The 21,001-nt window shown below is 53.1% G+C and carries 21 protein-coding genes; 10 read left to right on the top strand and 11 right to left on the bottom strand.

Going from position 1 to position 21,001, the window contains the following annotated elements; genetic code table 11:
• Window positions 1-207: 207 nt before the first annotated feature.
• Both PSE_RS05060 and PSE_RS05055 read right to left on the bottom strand, forming a co-directional pair.
• Window positions 208-1,206 carry a BMP family protein gene (locus PSE_RS05060; RefSeq protein WP_008552342.1) on the bottom strand — a complete coding sequence of 333 codons (999 nt, stop codon included), beginning with the start codon at window positions 1,204-1,206 and terminating at the stop codon, window positions 208-210.
• Window positions 1,207-1,275: 69 nt separating this feature from the next.
• Complete coding sequence (locus PSE_RS05055; RefSeq protein WP_014283869.1) at window positions 1,276-2,208, bottom strand: sugar-binding transcriptional regulator; 933 nt, start codon at window positions 2,206-2,208, stop codon at window positions 1,276-1,278.
• Window positions 2,209-2,934: 726 nt separating this feature from the next.
• On the opposite strand from PSE_RS05055, the gene PSE_RS05050 reads away from it, so the two are divergent.
• The 4 genes from PSE_RS05050 (at window position 2,935) to hrpB (ending at window position 8,060) form a co-directional block, all read left to right on the top strand.
• Window positions 2,935-3,759: a DUF1194 domain-containing protein gene (locus PSE_RS05050; RefSeq protein WP_208998090.1), complete on the top strand. Its 825-nt coding sequence runs from the start codon at window positions 2,935-2,937 to the stop codon at window positions 3,757-3,759.
• A 261-nt stretch (window positions 3,760-4,020) separates the two neighbouring features.
• The gene (locus tag PSE_RS05045; protein WP_008552320.1) at window positions 4,021-4,446 is read left to right on the top strand and encodes a methylglyoxal synthase; all 426 of its coding nucleotides are present in this window, start codon (window positions 4,021-4,023) and stop codon (window positions 4,444-4,446) included.
• A 17-nt stretch (window positions 4,447-4,463) separates the two neighbouring features.
• Complete coding sequence (glk, locus tag PSE_RS05040) at window positions 4,464-5,507, top strand: glucokinase (protein ID WP_014283867.1); 1,044 nt, start codon at window positions 4,464-4,466, stop codon at window positions 5,505-5,507.
• A 99-nt stretch (window positions 5,508-5,606) separates the two neighbouring features.
• A complete protein-coding gene (gene hrpB / locus PSE_RS05035; protein WP_014283866.1) occupies window positions 5,607-8,060 on the top strand; it encodes an ATP-dependent helicase HrpB in 2,454 nt (817 codons plus the stop codon).
• 113 nt (window positions 8,061-8,173) lie between these two features.
• Here hrpB and bfr read toward each other — a convergent pair whose 3' ends face one another.
• Together bfr and PSE_RS26905 are read right to left on the bottom strand one after the other, a co-directional pair.
• Window positions 8,174-8,659, bottom strand: a complete 486-nt coding sequence (gene bfr / locus PSE_RS05030) for a bacterioferritin (protein WP_008552486.1) — start codon at window positions 8,657-8,659, stop codon at window positions 8,174-8,176.
• A gap of 54 nt (window positions 8,660-8,713) precedes the next feature.
• The gene (locus PSE_RS26905) at window positions 8,714-8,923 is read right to left on the bottom strand and encodes a bacterioferritin-associated ferredoxin (RefSeq protein ID WP_063286750.1); all 210 of its coding nucleotides are present in this window, start codon (window positions 8,921-8,923) and stop codon (window positions 8,714-8,716) included.
• A 117-nt stretch (window positions 8,924-9,040) separates the two neighbouring features.
• Between PSE_RS26905 and PSE_RS05025 the strand changes: the two genes are divergently transcribed.
• Together PSE_RS05025 and PSE_RS05020 are read left to right on the top strand one after the other, a co-directional pair.
• A complete protein-coding gene (locus tag PSE_RS05025; RefSeq protein WP_014283865.1) occupies window positions 9,041-9,802 on the top strand; it encodes an SDR family NAD(P)-dependent oxidoreductase in 762 nt (253 codons plus the stop codon).
• A gap of 166 nt (window positions 9,803-9,968) precedes the next feature.
• Window positions 9,969-10,694 (top strand): hypothetical protein, encoded by a 726-nt coding sequence (locus PSE_RS05020; protein ID WP_208998089.1) that lies wholly within the window; start codon window positions 9,969-9,971, stop codon window positions 10,692-10,694.
• Between the two features lie 33 nt (window positions 10,695-10,727).
• Here the strand turns inward: PSE_RS05020 and PSE_RS05015 are convergent, their stop codons facing one another.
• The 5 genes from PSE_RS05015 to PSE_RS04995 all read right to left on the bottom strand — a co-directional run bounded on the left by PSE_RS05015 (window position 10,728) and on the right by PSE_RS04995 (window position 15,923).
• The gene (locus PSE_RS05015) at window positions 10,728-11,528 is read right to left on the bottom strand and encodes a xanthine dehydrogenase family protein subunit M (protein ID WP_041768003.1); all 801 of its coding nucleotides are present in this window, start codon (window positions 11,526-11,528) and stop codon (window positions 10,728-10,730) included.
• Window positions 11,529-11,569: 41 nt separating this feature from the next.
• A complete protein-coding gene (locus PSE_RS05010; protein ID WP_014283862.1) occupies window positions 11,570-12,067 on the bottom strand; it encodes a hypothetical protein in 498 nt (165 codons plus the stop codon).
• 4 nt (window positions 12,068-12,071) lie between these two features.
• A complete protein-coding gene (locus PSE_RS05005) occupies window positions 12,072-14,435 on the bottom strand; it encodes a xanthine dehydrogenase family protein molybdopterin-binding subunit (RefSeq protein WP_041768001.1) in 2,364 nt (787 codons plus the stop codon).
• Between the two features lie 105 nt (window positions 14,436-14,540).
• Window positions 14,541-15,029, bottom strand: coding sequence for a (2Fe-2S)-binding protein (locus tag PSE_RS05000; protein ID WP_008552435.1), 489 nt, complete (start codon window positions 15,027-15,029; stop codon window positions 14,541-14,543).
• A 186-nt stretch (window positions 15,030-15,215) separates the two neighbouring features.
• Complete coding sequence (locus PSE_RS04995) at window positions 15,216-15,923, bottom strand: carbon monoxide dehydrogenase subunit G (RefSeq protein ID WP_014283859.1); 708 nt, start codon at window positions 15,921-15,923, stop codon at window positions 15,216-15,218.
• Window positions 15,924-16,279: 356 nt separating this feature from the next.
• On the opposite strand from PSE_RS04995, the gene PSE_RS27155 reads away from it, so the two are divergent.
• From PSE_RS27155 to PSE_RS04980, 3 genes are read left to right on the top strand one after another with little or no spacing between them, the layout of a single operon-like run.
• Complete coding sequence (locus tag PSE_RS27155) at window positions 16,280-17,476, top strand: class I SAM-dependent methyltransferase (protein WP_371260845.1); 1,197 nt, start codon at window positions 16,280-16,282, stop codon at window positions 17,474-17,476.
• Between the two features lie 3 nt (window positions 17,477-17,479).
• On the top strand, window positions 17,480-18,316 hold the full coding sequence (locus PSE_RS27150; RefSeq protein ID WP_014283857.1) for an RNA methyltransferase: 837 nt from the start codon (window positions 17,480-17,482) through the stop codon (window positions 18,314-18,316).
• A 21-nt stretch (window positions 18,317-18,337) separates the two neighbouring features.
• Entirely contained in the window at window positions 18,338-19,201 is an 864-nt protein-coding gene (locus PSE_RS04980) for an SDR family oxidoreductase (RefSeq protein ID WP_014283856.1), read from the top strand.
• 51 nt (window positions 19,202-19,252) lie between these two features.
• Here the strand turns inward: PSE_RS04980 and PSE_RS04975 are convergent, their stop codons facing one another.
• Together PSE_RS04975 and PSE_RS04970 are read right to left on the bottom strand one after the other, a co-directional pair.
• Entirely contained in the window at window positions 19,253-19,666 is a 414-nt protein-coding gene (locus PSE_RS04975) for a GFA family protein (RefSeq protein ID WP_014283855.1), read from the bottom strand.
• Between the two features lie 63 nt (window positions 19,667-19,729).
• Window positions 19,730-20,146, bottom strand: a complete 417-nt coding sequence (locus PSE_RS04970; protein WP_014283854.1) for a GFA family protein — start codon at window positions 20,144-20,146, stop codon at window positions 19,730-19,732.
• A 205-nt stretch (window positions 20,147-20,351) separates the two neighbouring features.
• On the opposite strand from PSE_RS04970, the gene PSE_RS04965 reads away from it, so the two are divergent.
• Window positions 20,352-20,984, top strand: coding sequence for a DUF2799 domain-containing protein (locus PSE_RS04965; RefSeq protein WP_041768884.1), 633 nt, complete (start codon window positions 20,352-20,354; stop codon window positions 20,982-20,984).
• Window positions 20,985-21,001 lie beyond the last annotated feature (17 nt).

Genomic DNA, 21,001 nt, shown 5'->3' with positions numbered 1-21,001 from the left:
AGGAGAAGCAGCGAACAGATCCCAATGCAGTTTCCTCGTTTCCCCCTCAACCTTCGCTCCCAAAGGCTGAAATCTCTACGTGGGCTACAGGGGCGCAAGTCCCTCATAATTTCCTTCAGAACATCAAAGCCCCGAAGAAGTGGTCGTCCCGAAGAACAACCGTAAGCGAAAATGCCCACACCAGGTAGTGCGGGCACTTCTATTAAATTAGAACGGGCAGGTAGAATCCACCATGTAATCGTGAACTTCTACTTTGCCAGAAATAATATCCATCTTTGCCTGCTCAACTGCAGACTTCATATCTTCACTGATAAGCGGCTTGTTGTACTCATCGTAAGACCAGGAAACACCATTCTCAGCAAGGCCGAGTACTTCAACACCAGAAGTCCACTTACCTTCCTGTGCGTCGGTGAGTGTCTTATCGACAGCTACATCTACGCCCTTGATCATGGATGTCAGAACGGAACCTGGGTGCAGGTGGTTCTGGTTGGAGTCTACGCCGATACCAAGTTTGCCTTCGTCAGCTGCTGCCTGAAGAACACCAGTGCCGGTGAGGCCAGCTGCGTGGAACACAACGTCTGCACCGCGTGCGAACTGAGAGCGTGCAAGCTCACCACCCTTGAGTGGGTCTGTCCATGCTGCGCCGGTGGTTCCGGTCATGTTTTCAATGACTTCAATGTCAGGCTTCGCGTATTTCGCACCCTGCTTGTAGCCACATGCAAACTTGCGGATCAGCGGAATGTCCATACCACCAACAAAACCAATGGTGTTGGATTCAGTTGCCATTGCTGCCAGCAGACCAACGAGGAACGAGCCTTCGCCTTCCTTGAAGACGATGGAACGTACGTTTGGCAGGTCTACAACTGCGTCAACGATAGCGAAGTGCGTGTCAGGAAACTCTTTCGCAACTTTCTCCAGCGCTGCTGCCTGAGCAAAACCAATCGTGATGATCGGGTCGAGGCCGCGACGAGCGAAGTTACGCAGAGCCTGTTCACGCTGAGATGGGTTCTGGATCTCAAAATCGCGGAACTTTACGCCTGTGCGTTCTTCAAACTGCAATGCGCCTTTGTAAGCAGCTTCATTGAAAGACCGGTCATTACGACCGCCGAAGTCGTAAACGACTGCGGGCTTGAAAGTTTCTGCCATTGCTCCTGTCGTCATGACGGCTGCCAGGGCAACTGCACCGAGGATTGTTGTGGTTTTCACGGTTTCTTCCTTATTATAGTCTTTCCTTAGAGCGGAAAGGGCTCTTCCTTAAAAGAACGGGCTTCCAACTTATGCTGTTGTTTCGAGCTCGTTCTCTTTCAGCAGGCCAGCGAGTTCTCTGGCCAATACCTCGTCGATGATCAGATCTTTGATGATACCGGTCGCAAGTGCCGCCAGTGTTGCTTTCGCTTTGCGGTAACCGCCAACGATTGCGACGACATGCGCCTTACGGACTTCATCAAAGTGCAATCCGACTGCTTTTTCGTTTAGAGAACAGGACACTTCATTGCCGTTAATATCGACAAAGCGGCCCATCACGTCAGAACACGCGCCGCTGTCCAGCAGTTCTTCGCGTTCTTCTGAGGTAATCAGCTTGCGCTGTACCAGGTGACCTTCCTTCTCTACAGACCCGATGCCGATGATGAACAGCTCAGCAGCCTTCGCTTTGGAGAGCAGTTCCTGCACTGCGCCCTGAGAAACGAAAGTGTCTCTTTCTGCTTTAGTTTCAGCGATATACGGAACAGGAAGGTAGAAACCTTCACCACCGGTTTTTGCGCAAAGCTGCTGCACAACATCATACGGGTTGGCAGAGAGGCGGCGGGTGAGCGAGCCGGATACAGACAGCAGCTCAAGCTCAGGAAGGTGGACACGAGGCATAGCCTCGATGGTGGACTGGAGCGTCCGGCCCATACCTACGCCGATGCGCTTAGGCGGGTTTGTTGTAAAAAGTGAATGAAGATATTGGCCAGCAAAAGATGAAACTGCCGTGAAAGAGTCGGCTTCGTCGCCGCTGCCAAGATCTGGAGCGATAAAGCAATTTTCCAGATTCATTCGCTTACAGAGAAATTGTTCTAATTCAACGCATTCAGAAGGCCGGGCTTCGATATGAAATTTTATCAAGCCTTCTTTTTGAGCATGTGCTATTAGGCGGTGAACCTTTGCAGGAGAAACCCCAAGGCGGCCAGCAATCTCCCCCTGAGTGCTTCGGCCAATGAAAGACATCCAAGCGGCTCTAATGGCCAAAGATGTGGTCCATTCGTCTGCCTTCATGGTCTAGCCTCTTATATTCCTATATGGTTTTCTGGAGATTCCTCCAGAATCCATTCCCAAATTTCCGTCTGAAATGCCCAGTTTCAGAGCTTCTGAGCACTCCCCCAAATCAGAAAAGAATATTTCTTCACGAGGTGAGAAATATTTCAAACACACATTTGCATTAGGTGAAACGGAAGGTCAAGGAAATAAAGGTCGCGATTTGCAGAATCTTACTGCTAGCTAACTAAACCACTGTTTTTGCCATACTAATAAAATCAAATAGTTTCGATTCAAGTACTTGCGGAAATTACTTAGGTGTCGACTCACTCTGAGAGACCAAATCGCAAAGCGATCATGAAGAAATTAATCAACTTTATGTAACATTTGATCAACTCTGAATATTAGTGAAATAAACAAAATATTTTCAACGCACTAACTCGGCAATCATTTGTCGCCGCAAAATCTTCAGATTGCGTTTACTGGCAAATCAAACAGTTATTTTCGACAGAGCCAGCTTAATACAACCCTATATATATCAATGCTAGTGAATGGTCTTCCACATTCATGGATGACCTAAGGAATACTATGGATGTAACCTGTTTTCGTTAGCTCAGTGCCGATTACAGCAAAATAAAAAATTGAGGTGGGGAGGTCGTGACCGGGACACCCTGAACCTTGTAAAAAAGGAGGCTGAAAATGCGGCCCATGTGCACAAAGACCCTCAAAGCGATTGCGGGCGCATTCGCACTTGGTGGTTTCTTGTTCTCAACCCCCATCCTGGCTAATTCTAACACTCATGCATCTTTGAACTTCGACATGTCCAAGGAAGTGGACCTTGAACTGGTTCTGGCCGTGGACATTTCGCAAAGTATGGACCCGGAGGAACAGCGCGTTCAGAGAGAAGGGTATGTTGCGGCACTGACATCTGACGAGGTGCTTGATGCGATCAAATACGGCCCCATCGGTCGCATTGCTGTTGCCTATATGGAGTGGGGCGGCAAGGACGAGCACTTTGTTGTCGCGGACTGGACCATCATTTCAGACAAGGCTTCGGCTGGCAAGTTTGCTGGCAAAATCGCGGAGGCACCTTTGCGCCGCGTACAACGTACCTCCATTTCCTCGGCTCTGACGCAAGCGGTCAATCTGGTTACGGCCAATGAGTATAACGGCATGCGTCGTGTCATCGACATTTCCGGCGATGGTCCGAACAATCAGGGTAGTGCAGTGACCGAAGCGCGCGATGCTGCGATCGCGCAGGGTGTTACGGTCAATGGCTTGCCGCTGATGCTGAAGGAAGAGAGCATCTCCTGGCAGTCCATGCTGCATCTGGACCATTATTATGAGGACTGTGTCATTGGCGGTCCGGGCGCATTTTCGATTCCTGTGCGCTCCAAGGAAGGCTTCAGTGATGCAATCCGCATGAAGCTTGTGTTGGAGATTGCTGGTCTTGTCGATGACCAACCCAAGTTCATCCGCGCCAAGTCCCGCAGAGATACGGTAATGTGTTCGTTGTTTGACTAATGTACTCAGGCTCCAAAAGGTTTCGGAAACCTGTGCATGACCTGCTGCCGTTTGTCGCCGCTCAAATAACAGGCACAAACGGCGCAAGTTGTCTCTTTCAAACCCTGTCAAGACGCGCTAAAGGATAAGTAATCCCAAGAGGCTTAGAGCATGCCACGTACATTTTCAGGCAAGCTCTGAGCTTTTGTTTGTGCGTGTCCCAGTCCGAATTAACGGATCCACCTACGGGATACGCTCCAGCGACGTGTTGACGGAGCCAAAATGACTGAGCGTAGAACTCTCGCCCTAATCGCCCACGATGCCAAAAAAGATGAAATGGTCGCGTTTGCCAAACAGCATGAAAGCAAACTGGCGGACTATAAGCTTTTTGCGACGGGTACAACGGGTGGCCGTATTCAGGATGCATGCCCTTCTCTGGATGTAGAACGCATGAAAAGTGGTCCGCTTGGTGGTGACCAGCAGATTGGTGCGATGATTGCCGAGCGTGCGCTGGATGGTCTGTTCTTCTTCGTCGACCCGCTCTCCCCTATGCCGCATGATGTGGACGTGAAGGCACTGATGCGTCTGGCGCTTGTCTATGATATTCCGATGGCTCTGAACCGCAGCACTGCAGACATTATTTTGCGTTCTGCACGTCTTGCGGGGCTCTCTACCTCTTCCCAGACACCAGAAATTTCCAGCCAATAATAAAGTCACACCAATAAATGCTGCACTCTGCTCCGCTTACAAGAAACCTACCCTATCCGGTCCTTGTCGCTGACATCGGCGGCACGAATGCCCGCTTTGCGCTGATCGAAGGCCCTAATGAGCCGACCAAACTTTGTGGTCAGGAAGGGACGAAAACGCATGCGACCATTCAGGATGCTATTCGTGCCGGTGTTCTGGACCAAGGTTATGCTGCTCCACGCTCTGCCGTTCTGGCTGTTGCGGCTCCTGTTTCCAGCGACCGGATTGCGTTGACCAACGCCAGCTGGGTGATTGAGCCACCTGCTCTTATTAAAGAGCTCGGGCTGGAGCAGGTTGTTATTCTCAATGACTTTGAAGCACAGGCGCTCGCTTTGCCTTCCCTCTCACCAATGGATGTTGATCAGGTGGGCGGCGGTGAAGCTGTCCAGAATGCGACCAAGTTTGTTGTTGGGCCGGGCACCGGGCTGGGCGCTGGTGCGATGATCCGGTCTTGCGGCAAGTGGATTCCGGTTCCGGGCGAAGGCGGCCATGTGGAACTTGGACCGCTGAGCGAAGAAGAGTATCGCATCTGGCCGTATATCGAGCGCATTGGTGGCCGTGTTGGCGCTGAGCAGGTTGTTTGTGGCGCTGGACTGGTTCGCCTTGCCAAAGCCGTTCTGCAGGCCGACGGTGTACACCGCGCCTACGAGAAGCCATCTGATGTGCCTATGGCAGCAGAGGACGGGGATGAGGTTGCGCAGAAGGTGTTGCGGCTGTTCTGTGCTGCACTTGGCCGTGTGGCTGGTGACTTTGCTATCACCAATCTGGCGCGCGGTGGTGTGTATCTGGCTGGCGGCATTCCGCCGAAGATCTCGCATTGGCTGCACGGTGGTGAATTCCGGGCTGCTTTTGAAGCCAAGGCACCGCATGAAGGCATCATGAAGTCCATTCCGACTTACATCATCACGCATAAGAGCCCAGCCCTTGAAGGCCTTGCGGCTTATACCCGTGCGCCTGATGAGTATCTGGTGGACCTGACGGGCCGCAGCTGGCACCGCAAGGACACCAAGATCGCGGAATAGGTCCGGGCCAAAATTCCAATTTGACTAGAAGCAGCTTTGCATAGATTAAGGTCTGGCGAGCTGCTTCAACTTTTTTGACGCCTACATTTTGCGGAGCCCATGACGTCTTCCTCTTTGCCAATCGAAGCGATCCTGCCAGATCTGCTCACAGCTCTTGAGCAAAACACCAATGCGGTGCTGGTTGCTGAGCCGGGTGCGGGTAAAACAACGCGCGTGCCTCTGGCTCTGCTGGATGCGCTCTGGCGGGAAGACGGCAAGATCATCGTGCTGGAACCACGCCGCCTTGCTGCCCGAGCCGCTGCTCGGCGCATGGCCCATACGCTTGGTGAGAGCGTTGGCGAGACCGTTGGTTATCGCGTGCGCATGGACAGCAAAGTTTCTGCAAAGACCCGCATTGAGGTGGTGACCGAGGGTGTCTTCACCCGCATGATCCTTGATGACCCAGAGCTTTCCGGCGTGGCTGCTGTGCTATTCGATGAGTACCATGAGCGCTCCATGGATGGTGATCTGGGCCTTGCGCTTGCTCTGGATGTTCAAGAAGCATTGCGCGATGACCTGCGCATCGTCCCGATGTCTGCAACGCTGGATGCCGCAGAGGTTTCCAAGCTGCTGGATGATGCGCCGATCCTGAAGAGTGAAGGCCGTCAGTATCCGGTTGAGACCCACTACATTGGCCGCGATCTACGTGGCCGGCTGGAAGATCAGATCGCGCGGGCCGTTCGGTCAGCTCTTGCAGAAGAGACAGGCTCCGTCCTTGTGTTCTTGCCGGGACAAGGTGAGATCAAGCGTACGCAGTCTTTGTTGGAAGGTCGCGTTGGCGCTGATGTGGACATAGCTCCGCTTTACGGCGCGCTGGATAGCAAAGCGCAGGATCTTGCCGTTCGCCCAGTTAAGGCAGGACGCCGGAAAGTGGTGTTGACCACGGCGATTGCCCAGACCTCTTTGACCATTGAAGGCGTGCGCATTGTTATCGACTCCGGCCTTTCCCGCGTCCCTCGCTATGACCCGCAAACTGGGCTGACCCGTCTTGAAACTGTGAAGGTTTCCCGCGCAACTGCTGAGCAACGCAAGGGCCGTGCGGGCCGCGTTGAGCCGGGCATTTGCTATCGCCTTTGGGAAGAAGCTCAGACCAAAGCGCTGCCTGCTGCTGAAAAGCCTGAGATACTGGAGAGTGACCTCTCCGGCTTGGTGCTGGATGTGGCGAACTGGGGTGTTGCTGATCCTGCGCAGTTGAGGTTCATGACACCGCCTCCTGCCGCAGCATGGTCTGAAGCCAAGGAATTATTGGAAGAACTGGATGCGCTGGATGCTGACGGTAGCCTGACGAAAGCAGGGCGTGATCTTGCTGGTTTGCCATTGCATCCCCGCCTCGGGCATATGCTGGTTCAAGCTGCACAGGAAGATCAGGCGGAGCTTGCATCTCTGATCGCTGTGATCATCGGTGAACATGGGCTGGGCGGTCGATCAACTGACCTGCGTGATCGTTTGCGCCGGTTGATGCAGGACCAGAGCCAACGAGGTAAGGAAGCCCGCACGCAGGCAAAGCGCTGGGTGAAGCTGGTTGGGGGGCAGTCTTCTCAGCGCGCCAATTTTGAGGATGCAGGCGATGTTCTCAGCCTTGCTTATCCGGATCGCATTGCACAGCAACGCGGTGCCCGCGGCAGCTTCCGTCTTGCCAATGGCCGGGGTGCGCAACTGGAAGAGAGTGAAGCGCTCTATGCCGAGAAGTTTCTCAGCATTGCGGAAGTTACCGGTACAGCTGCTCGCGCGCGTATTCTGCTGGCCGCTCCGCTTTCCTTCAAGGAGCTGGAAGCCCGCTTTGGCTCGCACATTCGCGAGAAAGAGCACGTTCAGTTTATGCCTGATGGCGTCATCAAGGCCGTTCGACAGCGTGTACTCGGCAAGTTGGTGCTGGACGAGAAGAAGATTTCTGATCCGGACCCGGAAGCCATCACCGACGCTCTTCTTGAACAGATTGCACGCAAGGGCGCGGCTCGTCTGCCATGGAGCAAGGATCAGCAACGCTATCGTGGGCGGGTGAACTATCTGCGTGAAACCGCAGGAAAAGAATGGCCGGACCTGAGTGATAAGGCGCTGGATGCTGATTTTGGCTGGTTGCGACCGTTTTTGGCAGGCAAGACTGCTCTCTCACAGGTGGATGCAAGCACGCTGGGTGATGCGCTGTCCACGCTTGTTCCGTGGGAGTTGAGCACTGAACTGGACAATCTGGCTCCTTCTCACTTCGTGGTGCCAACTGGATCACGCATTCCCATTGATTATGATGGCGAACAAGGGCCGATGCTTTCCGTTCGGGTACAGGAGCTATTTGGACTTGCTCAGCATCCGAGCATTTGCGGCGGAAAGATCCAGTTGGTGTTGCAACTGCTCTCCCCTGCCCAGCGGCCAATTCAGATCACCAAGGATTTGCCGGGGTTCTGGCAAGGATCATGGGCAGATGTGAAGGCTGATATGAAGGGGCAGTATCCGAAGCATCCGTGGCCAGATAATCCGCTGGATGCAGAAGCGACACGCCGAGCGAAGCCGCGCAAGTAGAGTAAGTCGCTTACTCTTATCCGAAAACCAGTTCCTACTTTTCGGGAATACGCCATAAAAAAAAGCCGGAGAGCACGTCTCTCTCCGGCCTTTCAAAATTATGCGCGTAAAGCTTATTCGCCTTCGTTTGCAGGGGTTGCCTGCAGCAGGCCGTAGCGCTCGACGCCGATCTTTTCCAGAAGTTCCAGCTGGGTTTCGAGGAAGTCGATGTGACCTTCTTCGTCTGCCATCAGGTCTTCAAAGAGTTTCATGGTGACGTAGTCGCCTTCTTCGCGACAAACTTCGCGTGCTTCCTTGTACAGAGCACGTGCGGAGTATTCGCCAGCCAGATCGCATTCAAGGCATTCCTTGAGGTCCTGACCGATGCGCAGCGGATCAAGTGTCTGCAGATTCGGATGACCTTCGAGGAAGATGATGCGCTCGATCAGCTTGTCAGCATGTTCCATCTCTTCGATGGACTCTTCGCGTTCTTTCTTTGCAAGCTTTGTGAAGCCCCAGTCTTCAAGGAGACGGTAGTGCAGCCAGTATTGATTAACTGCAGTTAGCTCGTGGCGGAGCGCCTTATTGAGATATTCCAGTACTTTAGGTTCACCCTTCATGTCACTCTCTCCTTGACAAATTGAGGTATTGACCTTTTTTAGAATAATTCCAAGTTACTGTCCAGAGTCATCTTTAACTTGTTCAGCCTCAGCATATACAACTTCGATGATGCTTTTAAAGCAACCACCACATTTTGGCCTGTACCCGAGGTGACGAAATACCGCTCCCGGAGTGGGGACTCCGCCCTCCGGATTCTCACAAAGCTCCCGTGCAGCTTGTTTTATTTGTTTGTCATTAATGACGTTGCAGTGACAAATGATCATTGTTGGTTGCTTTCGGGCTCCCAATTTCGCTTGCAAAGCATTATATAATCTGTAGATCTCTTAAAACTAGAGAATAATACTCCAGTTTCCTGCAGTCCTATCACGAGCAAAGCCCCTATGAACACCAACCAAACGACGAAGGATCTCCGCAAGACAATCGTTTTGACAGGTGCGAGCCGCGGAATCGGCCACGCAACGGTAAAAAAGTTTTCTTCGGCGGGTTATCGGGTCATTAGCTGTTCCAGACAACCCTTTTCTGACAAGTGTCCCTGGCCATCCGGACCGGAAGACCATATTGAGGTCGACCTGGGTGACGCGGAAAATCTGGAAAAAGCAGTTGCCCAGATTAAAGAACGCCTTCAGGACAACGGTTCCATGTTGCACGCCTTGGTCAACAACGCCGGCATCAGCCCGAAGGATGACGAAGGCCAGCGACTCGATTCTCTGACCACGCCAATGCAAACATGGCGAAATGTGTTTCAGGTAAACTTCTTTGCACCAATTATGCTGGCTCGTGGTTTGTTTGATGAATTGAAGGCGGCCAGAGGTTCTGTTGTGAACGTCACCTCCATTGCTGGTAGCCGGGTCCATCCGTTCGCTGGTACCGCTTATGCGACCTCCAAGGCAGCTCTTGCTTCCCTGACACGCGAAATGGCAGCTGACTTTGGTCCGCATGGCGTTCGCGTCAACGCGATTGCACCAGGCGAGATTGATACCTCCATTCTGTCACCGGGCACTGAGAAGATCGTCGAGACCATTCCGATGCGCCGTCTGGGCAGCACGGCTGAGGTGGCTGATACCATCTACTTCTTGTGTTCGGCTCCATCTTCCTACGTGACAGGCGCTGAAATACATATCAACGGCGGTCAGCACGTATAAACGCGTTCTTATGTGAAACGTGAAAGGGGCGCTTTGAGCGCCCTTTTTTGTGGCCGGTGGAGGGGATTTACTCGCCTCTTATGCTGGCAATTTTTCTTAGCTCTTTTTTATAGATCCTCTGATTTAGTTAGCTGGTTGCATCGGGAAGCGTTGGGGGATCAAGCACATGCCTGCGGTCAATTTGAAAAGAGTGCCTGTCGTTCTCTACGGCATGGTGTTCCTCATCATACTGCTTGGCATCGTGCAGCAGGTGTTTGTTGATACGATTGGCATTGAAACGCCGTTGAAAGACCTCCGCCACATCTCGCTGGACGAAGAACTCAACCTCGGCGCCTGGTTCTCTTCCATGGTGATGCTGTGCATTGCCGGACTGACGGCTCTTATTGGCGTGATTGAGCGACATTCTGCCAAGCCTCAGAACTGGCTTTACTGGATGGGATTGGCGCTTGGTTTTCTCTACATGTCCGTTGATGAGAACATCGCGATCCATGAAGTCACCATTGATCCGCTGCGCAATGCATTCGATTTAAGCGGTGCCCTCTACTTTGCGTGGGTGTTGCCTGCTGTGGCTCTGGTGGGCGCACTCGGGTTGATTTATCTACGTTTTCTCGCCCGATTGCCACGGCGATTTGCTCTGCTGTTTGTGATTTCAGGCAGTATCTATCTGTCTGGCGCGATTGGTTTTGAGATGCTGGGAGCCGTATTTGCCGGCAGCGAAGGCTATGACGCGCTTGGCTATAAGATCTTCTATATTCTGGAAGAAAGCTTTGAGCTGATCGGCCTAACGACCTTCCTCTCCGCATTGCTGGCCTATCTGGGCGAGGTGCACGGATACGCGGCCATCACATTCCAGCGCGCTCAAAACGCTGGCTATATGACAATGGAAAAGTGAGGAGAAGGGACAAGGCCCCTCCTCCCAAAACGCTTAACTGGATGCAGCAACAGCGCGTTTTGCCATAACTGTCACCAGATTGGCGCGATACGCAGCGGTGCCGTGGATGTCTGAAAGCATATCATCAGCAGATGGTGCCATACCCGCAACGGCATCTGCCGACCAGTTACCATCCAGTGCCTTTTCCATGTCCTGCATGCGGAACACACCATCCTGCCCAGCACCGGTCACGGCAACACGTGCACCGGCACTTGTCTTTGCCACGAACACGCCTGCCATCGCATAGCGGGACGCGGGGTTCGGGAACTTGGCGTACGCGGTGTTGGATGCTGTTGGGAAGACAACCGCAGTCACGATCTCATCTTCATCCAGCGCTGTTTCGAACATGCCGGTGAAGAAGTCTTCCGCAGAAAACTCGCGCTTATTGGTCTCGATGGTTGCACCGAGTGCCAGCAGAGCCGCTGGATAATCCGCAGCAGGATCATTGTTGGCAATGGAGCCGCCAATGGTGCCCATGTGACGTACATGAGGATCACCGATGGTGCATGCCAGATCAGCCAGTCCCGGAAGAGCGGCTTTGACATCTTCGTTGGCAGCCACATCTGCGTGGCACGTGGCAGCACCGATGCGGATAGAACCGTCAGCCTGTTTCACAATGCCAGCGATTTCATCGATATGACGTAGATCGATCAAATCACTTGGTGCAGCAAGGCGTTGCTTCATGGTTGGGATCAAGGTCTGACCACCAGAAAGCAGTTTGCCGTCATCTGCGTTTTTCAGCATTGCCGCTGCATCCGACACAGTCGAAGCGCGATGATATTTGGTCTCGTACATTTTTAGCCTCCCATCCCCTAATGGGGTCTTTGGCAGAGTTGCTATGAGTTTAAATCGGATAATTCGGCTTTCGGATACGGAATGGCTTCCAGATCTGAGAAGAAAATCTTGCGGTTCTGCTCACCATGGATCAGTTGGCCAAGACGTGCAGCTTTTCGGAAAAGTGCTGCTGCTTCACCTTCTTCACCTGAGAGCAGAGTGGCACGTGCCAGAAGCTCAGAGGCGTAGGCATGGTCGAAGTCCGCCATGTCGTCCTGATGAGCTGCAGTCATATCCATTGTCTGCCGGGCGTAACGCATTGCTGCTTCACGATTTCCGAGCAGTACATGGACACGACCCACGAGCCATAATCCGCGTTGGTGATTGACCTTCGTCCCAATCTGAAGCCAGTGCCAGAGGCTGGCGTGGGCGACATGGAGCATCTCGTCATTTTCCTCAGGCGAGCGGCCTTCTTTTTCAAGAAGAGCCCATGCTCGCTGGTTGAGTTCAATGGCGATGAACTTGTGATCCAATGTCGGTTTTGCGCCAGCCTGTGTCACCGTTTTACTCCGCTGCCTGCTTCATGCCGTTGTCCTGAATAAGTTGCCAGACGCGGTTTGGCGAGGCAGGCATATTCATGTCGCGGATGCCAAGAGCGTCCGTTACAGCATTGATGACAGCAGGTGGTGATCCGATCGCGCCAGCTTCACCGCAGCCTTTCATGCCGAGCGGATTGCCCGGGCATTCGGTGACTGTGGTTTCCAGCTTGAAGGATGGAACATCATCTGCACGTGGCATGGTGTAGTCCATGTAAGATGCCGTGAGCAGCTGGCCGTGGTCGTCATACTGAGTGTTCTCCAGCATGGCCTGACCGATGCCCTGCACCAGACCACCATGGACCTGACCTTCAACGATCATCGGGTTGATGATGGTGCCGAAGTCATCTGCTGCTACGAAGTTCTCGATGGAAACAACGCCGGTATCCGGATCCACTTCCACCTCACAGATGTAACACCCTGCCGGGAATGTGAAGTTGGTTGGATCGTAGAACGCGCCTTCCTTCAGGCCCGGCTCCATGCCTTCTGGCAGGTTGTGGGCTGTGTAAGCAGCGAGGGCCACTTCGGTGAAGGTGAGCTTCTTATCCGTTCCGGCGACTTTGAGTTCACCGCCCTCAATCTCGATATCGCCTTCAGAGGCTTCCATCAGGTGAGCTGCGATCTTCTTCGCTTTGGCTTCGACTTTGTCGAGGGCCTTGGCGATCGCGGACATGCCAACTGCTCCGGAGCGGGAGCCGTATGTGCCCATGCCCATCTGCACCTTGTCAGTGTCACCATGCACGATCGAGATGCTTTCCGTTGGCAGACCAAGGCGGTCTGAAACCAGCTGTGCGAAGGTGGTTTCGTGACCCTGACCGTGGCTGTGTGATCCGGTGAGAACCTCAATGGTTCCAACAGCGTTCACGCGAACCTCAGCGGATTCCCAAAGACCAACGCCAGCACCGAGTGAGCCAACGGCCTGAGACGGTGCGATGCCGCATGCCTCAATGTAGCAAGACATGCCCATGCCACGGAGCTTGCCAGCAGCTTCGGATTGAGCCCGACGTTGCGCAAAGCCATCATAATCGATAGCCTTCATGGCTGCATCGAGGGAAGCTTCGTAGTCACCAGCATCATAGGCCATGATCACAGGTGTCTGGTGCGGGAACTCGCGGACGAAGTTGATGCGGCGGAATTCTGCTGGCGCCATGCCAACTTCTTTCGCAGCGGTTTCCATCATGCGTTCCACCACATACGTGGCTTCTGGACGACCTGCACCGCGGTACGCATCCACCGGAGTGGTGTTGGTGTAGACCGCTTTCACATTCGCGTAGATGTTTGGAATGTTGTACTGGCCCGACAGCAGCGTTGCGTACAAGTAGGTTGGAACGGAAGATGAGAACAACGACATGTATGCGCCGAGGTTGGCGACTGTCTTCACACGGAAACCGGTGATCTTGTTGTTCGCATCCAGCGCCAGCTCTGCAGTGGTGTGGTGATCACGACCGTGAGCATCTGTGAGGAATGCTTCTGTGCGATCCGAGGTCCACTTCACCGGACGGCCAACACGCTTTGTTGCCCAGAGACAAGCGATCTCTTCCGGATAAATAAAGATCTTGGAGCCAAAACCACCGCCGACATCCGGCGCAATCACACGCAGTTTATTCTCAGGAGCTACGTTGTAGAATGCTGAGAGTACCAAGCGGGCCACATGCGGGTTCTGAGATGTAGTGTAGAGCGTGTAGTGCTCTTCTGATGGATCGAAATGAGCAAGCGCCGCGCGCGGTTCCATTGGGTTTGGAACGAGGCGGTTGTTGTCGATATCCATCTTGGTGATGTGAGCAGCGTTTGCGAATGCTTCGTTGGTTGCTGCTTCCTCACCGATTTCCCAATCGTAGATGAGGTTGCCTGCTGCTTCTGGATGGAGCTGAGGCGCTCCTTCTTTCAGTGCATCGAGGCTATCGACGACAACTGGCAGCTCTTCGTATTCCACGACAACAGCATCAGCTGCATCACGCGCCTGCTGCTGGGTGTCAGCGACTACTACCGCAATGGCCTGCCCCACATAGCGGACAATTTCGGATTCCAGAGCACGATAAGCGCCCATGTTCATTGGAGAGCCGTCTTTGGAATGGATCATCCATCCGCAGATGATGTTGCCAATGCCGTCTGCCACCAGCTGATGGCCGTTCAAGACGGCATCAACGCCCGGCATTTTCATCGCTTCATCCGTGTTGATGGACGTGATGCGAGCATGAGCATGAGTTGAACGAACGAAAGCCGCGTAGCCCATGCGTGGCATGGTCATGTCATCCGTGTAGCGGCCATTTCCTGTCAAAAATCTTTTGTCTTCCTTGCGCAGCACTCGTGCGCCAATTCCTTCTGCTGTCATTTCCATCCCCTCCCGGAAGGTTAACTTCAGCAACTGTCATAGAGCCCGGACGTCCAACGCACCTGAAACAGGGCGAAGCCGGACTACAGAGCAGTCAATTCTGGATTATTCTGCGGCTTCGAGGACTTCCGCCATTTCGTCAGCAGCGGCTTTGATTGCCTTGACGATGTTGTGGTAGCCGGTGCAACGACAGATGTTGCCCTCCAGCTCATGGCGGATTGTTTTTTCGTCCAGATCGGTACCGAGGCGATTGACCATATCAATTGCGGACATGATCATGCCAGGCGTGCAGAAACCGCACTGAAGGCCGTGATTTTCCTTAAAGGCTTTCTGCATGATGTGCAGCTGGCCATTCTGGGAAATGCCTTCAATGGTGGTAACAGCAGAACCGGATGCCTGCACAGCAAGCATGCTGCAGGATTTGACTGCCTTGCCGTCCATATGAACAAGGCAAGCTCCGCACTGTGAGGTGTCACAGCCAACGTGTGTTCCGGTTAATCCCTGATTTTCGCGCAGAAATGTAGACAAAAGGGTGCGGTCTTCGACCTCACCAGAAATCTGCTTTCCATTCACCGTCATAGAGACAGTCGTCATGGTTTTCCTCCCTCAATAAAGCCTGCATTTCGCGTCCGCAGACTATGAAGCCAACAGCCCTGATCAGGATCTCCCGTCCTATCAACGCAGTTGGTTGTAATTTAGGCCAGAGGCCTTGATATTCGGCGGGGCCATTTATCAATCAAGTGCCCTCTCCGCACCCGACTGATTACGACCGCCAAATTCTTAGGTTCCAAGCAACCAATAAAGTCCAAGTAAAACAATAAGGGCGATCAGGCCCCAACCCAGCGGACCACCTAAAAATCCTTTGCCCGCCGCAACTTCAACCTTCTCCTCAACATCCTTAACTGCATCTTCCAATGCGTGCTCTGCATCGGCGATTGCTTCGACTGATCCTTCAATGGCGTGCTCGTTGGCGATTGATTTTGCTTTTTCGATCAAGCCCTGATCCAGTTCAACGGACTCAAGCGCCTCGTCCTTGTCCACCGCAGGTGTCCCGCCAAGTTCTCTGTTCAGGTTAGAGAAGAACTCTTCCGCCATTTTCTTGGCTGTTGAGTCGATCAGTCGGTTTCCTAGCTGAGCAAGTTTGCCGCCAACCTTTGCATTAACCTCATAACTCAGAAGAGTGCCATCCCCACTCTCTGAGAGGGTTACATCTGCTGAGCCCTTCGCAAAACCTGCAACACCGCCTTTGCCTTCACCAGAGATCTTGTAGGAGTTTGGCGGGTTCAGATCGGAGAGCGTCACTTCTCCTTTGAACTTCGCTTTCACCGGGCCGACTTTAGCGGTGACCGTTGCGGTCATTTCGGTGTCAGAGGTTTTTTCCAGACTATCGCAACCGGGGATACACTTTTTCAGCAACTCAGGATCGTTGAGAGCTTCCCAAACCTTTTCCTGACTCGCAGGTATTTGCTGCTCTCCAGACATTTCCATGGATTGGCCCCCTCGTTCTTTTCAGTGCTTCCTTTAGGTAGGCTCCGCGCCTTAAGGTCACTTTTGCATTCCACGTCATGTAGATTGGACTTAAATCGAGTGAAAAGACAAGTACCTCTCGTGTTAAAATTGTCATGGATGCTCAAAACTTCTTTTCAGAAGACAATGACGTTTTATCAGTCCTGAGATATGCTGGAGTTTCCCCGCTGTGGATACTCACTTAACGGTAAAGAGCTTGTTTTGCGCTAAAGCGTTGACCAGAGGGCGTCATCGCCTTAATGCCTTTTCATTAAATAAACGAATTCAGCGTGAGGCCTTGCCTTGCGTTTGTGCGCAGAAAATCAAAGGCAACATCCTTGAGTAAATCACCAAAAGGCGGCGCTCCACGGGCCCGCAATGCGCAATCCAAAAAAGGCGGTGCACGGAAGGACAATGGTCCGAAGCGCAGCTTTGCCGCTAAACGCGATCATCGAGACGGACGCGACACACGCCCTGCCCGCGACGCTCGTGGTGGCCAGAAAGAGAACACGGCTGCAAACCGTTCAAATCGACGTGAGCAACCGCGTTCAGCTCCAGCACCTGTTGCCGTTGAGCCGATTGTGCGCGAACACAAGCCGACCTCTGCCCGCTTCGAGACACCTGCCAGCATCTTGCCGGTGATGGTGGAGATGAAGGGCTGGGAAGACTACGCACTGCTGGACATGGGGCATGGTCAGAAGCTGGAGCGTTATGGTCGCTACACGGTCATTCGCCCAGAAGCTCAGGCGATGGGCGCACCACGCCTGCCAGAGAGCGAATGGAAGCGCGCTGATGCGATCTTTACCGGCGATGTTGAAGAAGAAGGCCCTGGTCGCTGGAAATTTGCCAAGCAAGTCGATGAAATCTGGCAGATGAAGTACGGACCGGCCACCTTCAACGGCCAGTTCATGTCTTTCCGCCATGTTGGCGTGTTCCCTGAACAGGCAGCCCACTGGGATTGGGTTGGTCAGCAGATCAAGAAAGCTGACCGCCAACTGAAGATCCTCAACCTGTTTGGATACACTGGACTGGCATCGCTGCTGCCTGCTGCTCTTGGCGCGCATGTCACTCACGTGGACGCTTCCAAAAAGGCGATTGGCTGGGCTCGCGAAAACCAAGAGCTTTCCGGCCTTGAAGACAAGCCGATCCGCTGGATCTGCGATGACGCTATGAAGTTTGTGGAACGGGAAGTGCGCCGTGGGAACACCTATGACGGCATTATCCTCGACCCGCCAAAGTATGGCCGCGGACCGAATGGTGAAGTCTGGGACTTCTTTGAGAATGTGCCGCACATGCTGGCTTGTGTGCGCAAGCTGCTGTCACCGAATGCACAGTTCCTGCTGATGTCGAGCTACGCCATTCGCGCCAGCTTCCTGTCTTCTCATGAATTGATGCGCGAATGCCTTGATGGTCTGCCGGGAACGATTGAATCCGGTGAGCTGGCTATTCGCGAACTTAATGGACCACGATTGCTCTCAACCTCCCTCTTCAGCCGGTGGAGCGCACCTGACAATACTAAGGCTGAGGGAGCATAACTGATGGAATTCAAGCAAAACCAACGTCCCGGTGCTGTTAAGCAGATCACTTCACACTCCAATCCGATTGTGAAGGAAATCAAAGGTCTCGTTGCACAGCGGAAGCAGCGCCGGCAGAGCGGGCTGTTTGTTGCCGAAGGTCTGAAACTGGCGACAGACGCTCTGGAAGCTGGTTGGGGCGTACGTTATCTGGCGCTTGGGCCAGAAGCTCGCGAAAACAAGATTGCGCTTGAGGCAGCTGCAAAAGCAAAAGCCCGGGGTGCTTTGATCCTTGAGGTCAACACTGCAGTTCTTGGCGCTATCACCCGCCGCGACAACCCGCAGATGGTTGTTGGCGTTTATGAGCAGCAGACACTAAAGCTGAGTGATATCGACCCGAAAACAGCGACAACATGGATTGCATTGGACCGTGTGCGCGATCCGGGTAACCTGGGTACTATTATCCGCACTGGTGATGCAGTTGGCGCAACAGGCGTTATCCTGATTGACGATACAACTGATCCGTTTGCTGTTGAGACCGTACGTGCGACGATGGGCTCTCTGTTCCACATGCCAATTGTGCGGTGTACTGCTGATGAGTTCGTTGAGTTTCGCAAGAGCTGGCCGGGCCCTGTGGTTGGTACGCACTTGCGCGGCGAAAAGGACTATCGTGCTGTAGAATATAAAGAACCCGTCATTTTGATGATGGGCAATGAGCAAGCAGGCCTGAGTGATAAGCTGGCCGACACTTGCTCTGATCTGGTGAAAATTCCGCAGGCGGGGCAAGCCGATTCAATGAATTTGGCTGTAGCAACGGCTGTGATGCTTTATGAAGTGCGCAGGAACTATCTGAAGCTGTAGACGTATGCCGGGGGGCTTGGAATGCGCTTGTTGATTTTGGGAGCTGGATACTCAGCTCGCCATTTTGTGAAAATGTACGGAACGGAATTTTCCTGGATTGGTGGGACAACCCGCACCGAGGAAAAAATGGCGGACCTGCAATCCAAAGGGATTCATCCGATCCTTTTTGATGGCGAAACAGCAAGTGATGAGCTGTTAGAGGCGATTTCGTCTGCAACGCACATTTTGGTTTCAGCTGCCCCGACCGATGATGGCGATCCTTTGCTGAACGCAGCACGAAATGCTGTAGCAGAATCTAAGCCAACAGCGATCTGCTACCTTTCCACCATTGGCGTTTATGGCGACCATGAGGGCCGCTGGGTCACAGAAACAGCTGAGTGTAATCCGACATCCAAACGCTCCAAGCTGCGCCTTGAAGCGGAGAAGGAATGGCTTGCATTTTCTGAAGAAAGCGGCATCCCGGTCAGCATTCTACGCCTTGCGGGTATCTATGGCCGTGGGCAGAACGCTCTGTGCAATCTAGACAAAGGCAAAGCGCGCCGGATTATCAAGGAAGGTCAGGTCTTTAACCGCATTCACGTGAGTGATATCGCCGGTGCAGTTCAGCATGCGTTTGAGGACAATGCATCGGGCATCTTCAACGTTTCTGATGATGCGCCTTGCCCGCCTGAAGATGTGGTGGAGTATGCCGCCCGTCTGATGGGCGTTGAACCACCGCCAGCAATTGCTTTTGAAGATGCGGACCTTTCACCAATGGCAATCTCGTTTTATGGCGAGGTGAAGCGTGCAAGCAATGCAAAGCTCAAAGGGGCTCTGGGATACAAGTTCAAGTTCCCAACCTATCGTGAAGCACTGGACTATATGTGGGAGAACGGGTGGAGCTAAAGCCTGTTAGGGACATGCTCTGATCCAGCCGCTCACCTTGCACCGGTTTTACTAGACTGTTTCGTGTTGAGGCAGGTCTCCTTCTATTTCGTAGTAATCGCCTTTGCTGGCGCAGAAGATGTGACCTGCCATTTTCAGGCCTGTCGGTTCTTCCAGCAGCCCAGCGCTGAAGTAAACTTCATGAGCAATCTCGGGGATTTTGTCTCCGTGATAAAACAGGCTGCTGCCACAGTTGCTGCAAAAGGCGCGCCTTGCATAATCAGATGAGCGGTAATAGGAGATGTTCTCTTCGCCGCTCTCAACTTTCAAAGCATCAAATGGAATCGCCAGAGCATGGAACGGGCCACTGTTCCAGCGGCGACACATGGTGCAATGGCATAGACCAACCTCTTTTTTGGGCGCTTCTGCTTTGAATGAAACCTCACCACAGAGGCACTTCCCTTTATAGATCTTCAGATCAGACATACCTATTTCCCCCATACATTTCGCATATCTGCCAAGACAATCCGATATGGATACATCTGCCCCTTAATCCTCATGGGCATACTGCGGGCGACCATCCTCAATTTCATAGTAATCTGCCTTGGCAGCACAGAAAATGTGGTTGCCTGCACTCAAGCCAGTTGGCTGTTCCAAAGCACCAACTGCTATCGAGATGCGATCTTTCCATTGTGGATAGCGGTCTGCATGCCAGAAGAGGTTTGAGCCGCACTTTGAACAGAAGCCGCGGCGGGCAAAATCAGAGGATTCGTAGTACTTGACGGCATCTTCCCCAGCAGTGAACTGCAGGTTCTTCAGAGGCAGGCTGTAAGCATCAAACGGACCACTCCCCCACTGCCGACATTGCTTGCAATGACAGGTGCTGATTGGCTCGTCTGGTGCCTCGCCTTCAAAGACGACTGCGCCGCATAAACAACGTCCTTTAAACTCAATGGTCTTTGTCATCTGACTATCCAATACCTACTGAAAAGGGGTTGTCTCTCGAATCGAGAGCTGTATGATTCCATAAAGAGAACATATCGCGAACATTTGTATTCAGCAAGCGTTCAGGTTAAGTCTCCTATGTGGGTTTTCATAGATTCCAATTTTGTCCATTCAGATGTGCGGGGCACTGCCCAATCGGATGGACCGTTTAGAAGGCATGTTGGGGATGCGGGTAGTTTTAGCTGTTGTGGGACTTGGGTTGGCACTGAGCGGGTGTGCCTCTCTTTCTGAAGAAGATTGCAAGATCGGGGATTGGCAGGGCATCGGGGTCGTTGATGGACGCGCCGGCTACACCTCTGACAAACTGAACGAGCACACCAAGGCTTGCAGCAAGTATGGCGTCACGCCAGACGTAAGCGCTTACATGGCGGGTCGTACCATTGGGCTTCAAAGCTACTGCACGCCGATCTCCGGCTTTGAGCAGGGACGTGAAGGCAAGAGCTACCGCAGCGTCTGCCCAATTGCGACTGAAGAGAGCTTCAAAGTTGGCTATTCCCTGGGTAATCAGCTTTATGCAGCCAATGAAGCTGCCAGCGACGCTCAGGAATCCGTTTGGGAAATCCAGCGTCGCATCGACCGGCTGGAAGAAGAAGCACGCGGTGAAGACTGCAAGTCAGGCAAAGAAGGAAAGGCGTGTCGCAAAGCTGCAGACGCTGCACGAACAGACTCCTATCTGGCACGGGCTGACTTGCTGCTTGCACAAAACCGGTTGTTCTCTTTGGAACGTCAACGTGATCGTGTCCGAAAAGAAGTCACCAACAAGCTGCTTGACCTTGAACCAAGCTATAACCCCTCCTAAAATTTGCAGGCAAATGC

The sequence above is a fragment of the Pseudovibrio sp. FO-BEG1 genome, from assembly GCF_000236645.1.
Classification (GTDB): domain Bacteria; phylum Pseudomonadota; class Alphaproteobacteria; order Rhizobiales; family Stappiaceae; genus Pseudovibrio.
The sequence above is the reverse complement of the archived record's forward strand: the minus strand, read 5'-3'. Positions and strand labels throughout refer to the sequence as shown.